The organism is Streptomyces sp. NH27, from assembly GCF_056859195.1.
The window spans coordinates 1-4,243 of the sequence record NZ_JACEGK010000626.1 but is presented as its reverse complement, the minus strand read 5'-3'; the positions used below and the strand labels follow the sequence as shown (position 1 = coordinate 4,243).

Genomic DNA, 4,243 nt, shown 5'->3' with positions numbered 1-4,243 from the left:
CCCCGACCCCGACCTCCCCCCAACCCGAACCCGAGTCCACCCACGAAACGGTGACCCTCCGCAAGGACGCCGTGGTCCGTACAGTGGCCGACCTCGAACTCGGCTAGCCCCTGCGGGGTGGCCGCCGCGATCCCGTCGCACGGTGCGCCGTGTCTGGGGGCACCTCCCAGGCGAAGCTCTGGGGAAGCGCAGCTACCCGCGCCCCTGGGTGCGGCCTGACCCGCGGTGGCCCGGCCCGGTCCGGGGGCCGTCGGACGACGACGGTGAGCAACCTTCTCAGGGGCGCGGGGAACTGCGCGCACAACCAACCACCGGACTGCAGCCGGCAACCAGCCGCAACACCAACGGCGAAGCCCCGCAGGTGCGCGAGGAACTGCGCGCACAACCGGCCACCGGCCGTCGGACAAGGGCGAGGCAGCCACCCCGCAGGGGCCCGCAGGGGCTACGCGACGAAGAGGCCGGTGGGGTCGCCGTCGGGGGCTGCGCCGGAGCGGACGAGGTCGGCGGCTTGGGCGAGGCGGGCCGCGGCCTCGTCAGCGGCTGGGCCGCTGACGGTGAAGGGGATGCGGACGTAGGACTCGAAGGCACCGTCGACCCCGAAGCGGGGCCCCGCGGGCACGCGGACGCCGAGCCGTTCACCGGTGACCGCGAGGCGGGACCCGGAGACGTCACCGGTGCGCACCCACATCGTCATGCCGCCGCGCGGCACGCTGAAGTCCCACCCGGGCGCGTGCGCCCGCAAGCCGGCCACGAGGTCGTCCCGGCACTCGCGGGCGCGGGCCCGGCGGGAGACGAGCGCCTGCTCCCAGCCGCCACCCCGCATCAGCCAGGCCACGGCGAGCTGGTCGACGACAGGGGACGCGAGGTCGAGGTAGGCGCGGGCGGAGACCAGCCGGCGCACCACGTCGGGCGTGGAGCGCACCCAGCCGATCCGCAGCCCGGCCCACACGCTCTTGCTGGCCGAGCCGACGGTCATCACGGTGCCGCCCCGGTCGAAGGCGGCCAGCGGCCGTACCCCGGACTCCTCACCGTCGAGGACGAGTTCGGCCATGGTCTCGTCGGCGACCACCGTGGCCCCCGCCACCCGGGCCGCCTCGACCAGCTCGCGCCGCTCGTCGTCGCCGACCAGCGTGCCGGTCGGGTTGTGGAAGTCGGGCATCACGTAGACCATCCGGGGCGCGGCGTCGCGCATCACACGGCGCCAGACGTCCATGTCCCAGCCGCCCAGCCGCTCCCGCAGCGCCACGGGCACCAGCCGGGAGCCGGTCTCGCGGAACAGCTCCAGCACGTTGGCGTAACTGGGCGACTCCACGGCGACCCGCTCGCCGTAGCCGACGGTGTGCCGGGCGGTCGCGGCGACCGCCCCCATCGCACCGGTGGTCACCATGATCTGCTCGGGCATGGTGGGCACCCCGCGGGCGGTGTAGCGGTCCGCGATGGCCTCGCGCAGCACCGGCAGCCCGGCGGGGAAGTCACCGTGGGTCGCCGCGTACGCGGGCAGTTCGGCGAGGGCGCCCTGCATGGCCCGGCTCAGCCACGGCTCGGGCGCGGGCAGCGCGGCGGTGCCGAGGTCGATCACGGACCCGGCGGCGTCCGGCGAGAGGGGCTCCAGGCTGCGGGAGGGCAGGATGTGGCCCTCGGGGATCGCGGTCCAGCTGCCGGCGCCACGCCGGGAGCGCGCGAAGCCTTCGGCCCGCAGTGCCTCGTACGCGGCCGCGACGGTGGTCCGGCTCACCCCGAGCGCGAGCGCGAGTTCGCGTTCGGCAGGCAGCCGTGCGGCCACCTGGAGCCGTCCTTCCAGCACCAGCAGCCGCACCCCGTCGGCGAGCCCGCGGTAGGCGGGCAGCTTCCGCCCGCCGTGCCCGGTGCCGCCCCCGCTGCCGCCGCCGTCACCGGTCGCCGGCCGGGGCGTGAGAAGCCGGGCCAGGTGTGCCGCGCTCACCGTAGCGGTCCACTGAGACATGGAACTCAGTCCACCTTTCACGGATTGGCTGTGGAAAAAAGCCGCGTACAGGCCACACAGTGTCATGCGCGCCCGTTCACACGCCAGGGGGGTACCCGTGCGCCGTCCACCAGTCCACCGCCTCGTCCGTCTCTACGCAGGACTCGCGCTGTACGGCGCGAGCGACGCGCTGCTGGTCCGCGCCTCACTCGGCCTGGACCCGTGGGACGTCTTCCACCAGGGGCTGTCGCGGCTGACCGGGCTCAGCATCGGCCTGGTCTCCATTGTCGTCGGTGCCGCCGTCCTGCTCCTGTGGTGGCCGCTGCGCCAGCGCCCCGGGCTCGGCACCATCTCCAACGTGGTACTCGTCGGCCTCACCCTCGACGCCACCCTCGCCCTGGTGCCGTATCACGCCGCCCTCGCGGTGCGGGTGCCGCTGGTGGTGGTCGCGGTGCTGCTCAACGGCATGGCCACCGGCCTGTACATCTCGGCCCGGTTCGGCCCCGGCCCCCGCGACGGCCTGATGACCGGGCTGCACCGCAGGACCGGCCGCTCGCTGCGACTGCTGCGCACCGGCATCGAGCTGACCGTGCTGGCGGCGGGCTTCGTACTCGGCGGCGGCGTGGGAGTCGGTACCGTGCTGTACGCCGTGTCGATCGGCCCGCTCGCCCAGTTCTTCCTGCGCCTCTTCGGTGCTCCCCCGGCCGGATCCGCCGCCGCCCCCGAGCCGATCATGGCCGGTACGGACGGCTCTGCGAGTATTCGCCGGGAAGCGCCGGAACACCGAGTGGTGGACACGATTTAGCCCTGGGGGCTGCGGGCGGGTAGTGTACGCGGTTGGCCCAGCGAGCTGACCGCTACTGCACACAAAAGATACGACGGCAGCGGGTGACATATCCTGCCGAGTGTGACAAAAGGGATGTCGCTGGGTAGAAACAGGGGCGACACGACGGGCGACGCATATCCCGTAACGGGAATCTTCACCGCCGACCGGACGTTGACCGGATGACGACGACAGCGACACCTGTCCTGTGGGCGACCAAAAGCCCGGGAGGCACGATTCATGAGTGAGCGAGCTCTCCGCGGCACGCGACTCGGGGCCACCAGCTACGAGACCGACCGCGGCATCGATCTGGCCCCGCGCCAGACCGTTGAGTACGCATGCCGGAACGGCCATCGATTTGAGATGCCGTTCTCGGTTGAGGCCGAGATTCCGCCGGAGTGGGAGTGCCGCGCCTGCGGCCAGACCGCGCTTCTGGTGGACGGAGAAGGTCCCGAGGAGAAGACCACGAAGCCCGCGCGCACGCACTGGGACATGCTCATGGAGCGGCGCACGCTCGAGGAGTTGGAGGAAGTGCTCGCCGAACGGCTCGCAGTCCTCCGCTCCGGGGCAATGAATATCGCGGTGCATCCGCGCGACAACCGCAAGACCGCCTGACCGGACCGGGTCCGCGGCGCCGCGGGCCCACCCGGGCCCGCACCCGCGGCCCCCGAACCCTCGCGCCCGGCCGGAGCATCCCGCTCCGCGCCGGGCGTACCTATGCCCTGGTACCGGTTGATTGCCTCAGTTGCCCCGAGACCACCCGGCAAATGAAGGGCGGCGTCGCGGGCCGACGGCTCTCGCCCCGCTCCTACTCCCACCCTCCATGTGCCGGGCGGCGGTCTCAGTCCCGGTTGATGACCTCGCCCTGGACCACCTTGTCCCCGGAGGAGCCAGGACCGCTGCCGGGGCCGGGCCCACCGCCGAATCCGGGTCCGCCGGGTCCGCCGAAGCCGCCCGCGGGGCCACCGGGGGGCATCGGGACCCCCCGGGCGAGTATCGCCCGGTCCACCCGGCGGCCGATGAACGCCCGGGTCGGCGGGAACAGCAGGATCAGCGCCACCGCGTCGGAGACGAACCCGGGGATGATCAGCAGCAAGCCGCCCAGCATGGCCAGGCCGGTCCGGCCGCCACCCTGGGGCGGGCCGGGCTGGACCCCCTGCTGCTGGGCGTTCACGGAAGCCACGAGGTTGCGCCAGGCGCTGCGCCCGGCCCGCTTCATGGCGACGGCCCCCAGCACGAACCCGGCGAGAATGCACAGAAGGACGACGAACCCGCTGGTCGCCCCGGCCACCACCGTCAGCAGCCAGATCTCCAGCGCCGCCCACACCGCGATCGCGATCAGCACAATGGTGCGAGCCCGCGAACGCCGCCGTCGCTGCGGTCGGGCCGGGGGCGGTGTCATCGTCGTCATACGTCAACTGTGCCAAAGTCCGGGTAGCTCCCGGCTCCGGCTCCCCCCCCCCGCGACCGCCCTGTAC

Annotated in this window: 4 protein-coding genes; 2 read left to right on the top strand and 2 right to left on the bottom strand. The window is 73.2% G+C overall.

Going from position 1 to position 4,243, the window contains the following annotated elements; genetic code table 11:
* Window positions 1-442: 442 nt before the first annotated feature.
* Window positions 443-1,963: a MocR-like transcription factor YczR gene (gene yczR / locus AC13HU_RS33360; RefSeq protein WP_483045726.1), complete on the bottom strand. Its 1,521-nt coding sequence runs from the start codon at window positions 1,961-1,963 to the stop codon at window positions 443-445.
* A gap of 64 nt (window positions 1,964-2,027) precedes the next feature.
* Between yczR and yczE the strand changes: the two genes are divergently transcribed.
* Together yczE and AC13HU_RS33350 are read left to right on the top strand one after the other, a co-directional pair.
* Entirely contained in the window at window positions 2,028-2,747 is a 720-nt protein-coding gene (gene yczE, locus AC13HU_RS33355) for a membrane protein YczE (RefSeq protein ID WP_483045725.1), read from the top strand.
* A 258-nt stretch (window positions 2,748-3,005) separates the two neighbouring features.
* Entirely contained in the window at window positions 3,006-3,380 is a 375-nt protein-coding gene (locus AC13HU_RS33350; RefSeq protein WP_031517570.1) for an RNA polymerase-binding protein RbpA, read from the top strand.
* 226 nt (window positions 3,381-3,606) lie between these two features.
* On the opposite strand, the gene fxsA is transcribed toward AC13HU_RS33350, so the two are convergent.
* Entirely contained in the window at window positions 3,607-4,176 is a 570-nt protein-coding gene (gene fxsA / locus AC13HU_RS33345; protein ID WP_483045724.1) for an FxsA family membrane protein, read from the bottom strand.
* Window positions 4,177-4,243 lie beyond the last annotated feature (67 nt).

Bases quoted from the DNA above. Each gene is read 5' to 3' on its own strand.
- yczR (WP_483045726.1), bottom strand. From the start codon at position 1,963: ATGTCTCAGTGGACCGCTACGGTGAGCGCGGCACACCTGGCCCGGCTT.
- yczE (WP_483045725.1), top strand. From the start codon at position 2,028: ATGCGCGCCCGTTCACACGCCAGGGGGGTACCCGTGCGCCGTCCACCA.
- AC13HU_RS33350 (WP_031517570.1), top strand. From the start codon at position 3,006: ATGAGTGAGCGAGCTCTCCGCGGCACGCGACTCGGGGCCACCAGCTAC.
- fxsA (WP_483045724.1), bottom strand. From the start codon at position 4,176: ATGACGACGATGACACCGCCCCCGGCCCGACCGCAGCGACGGCGGCGT.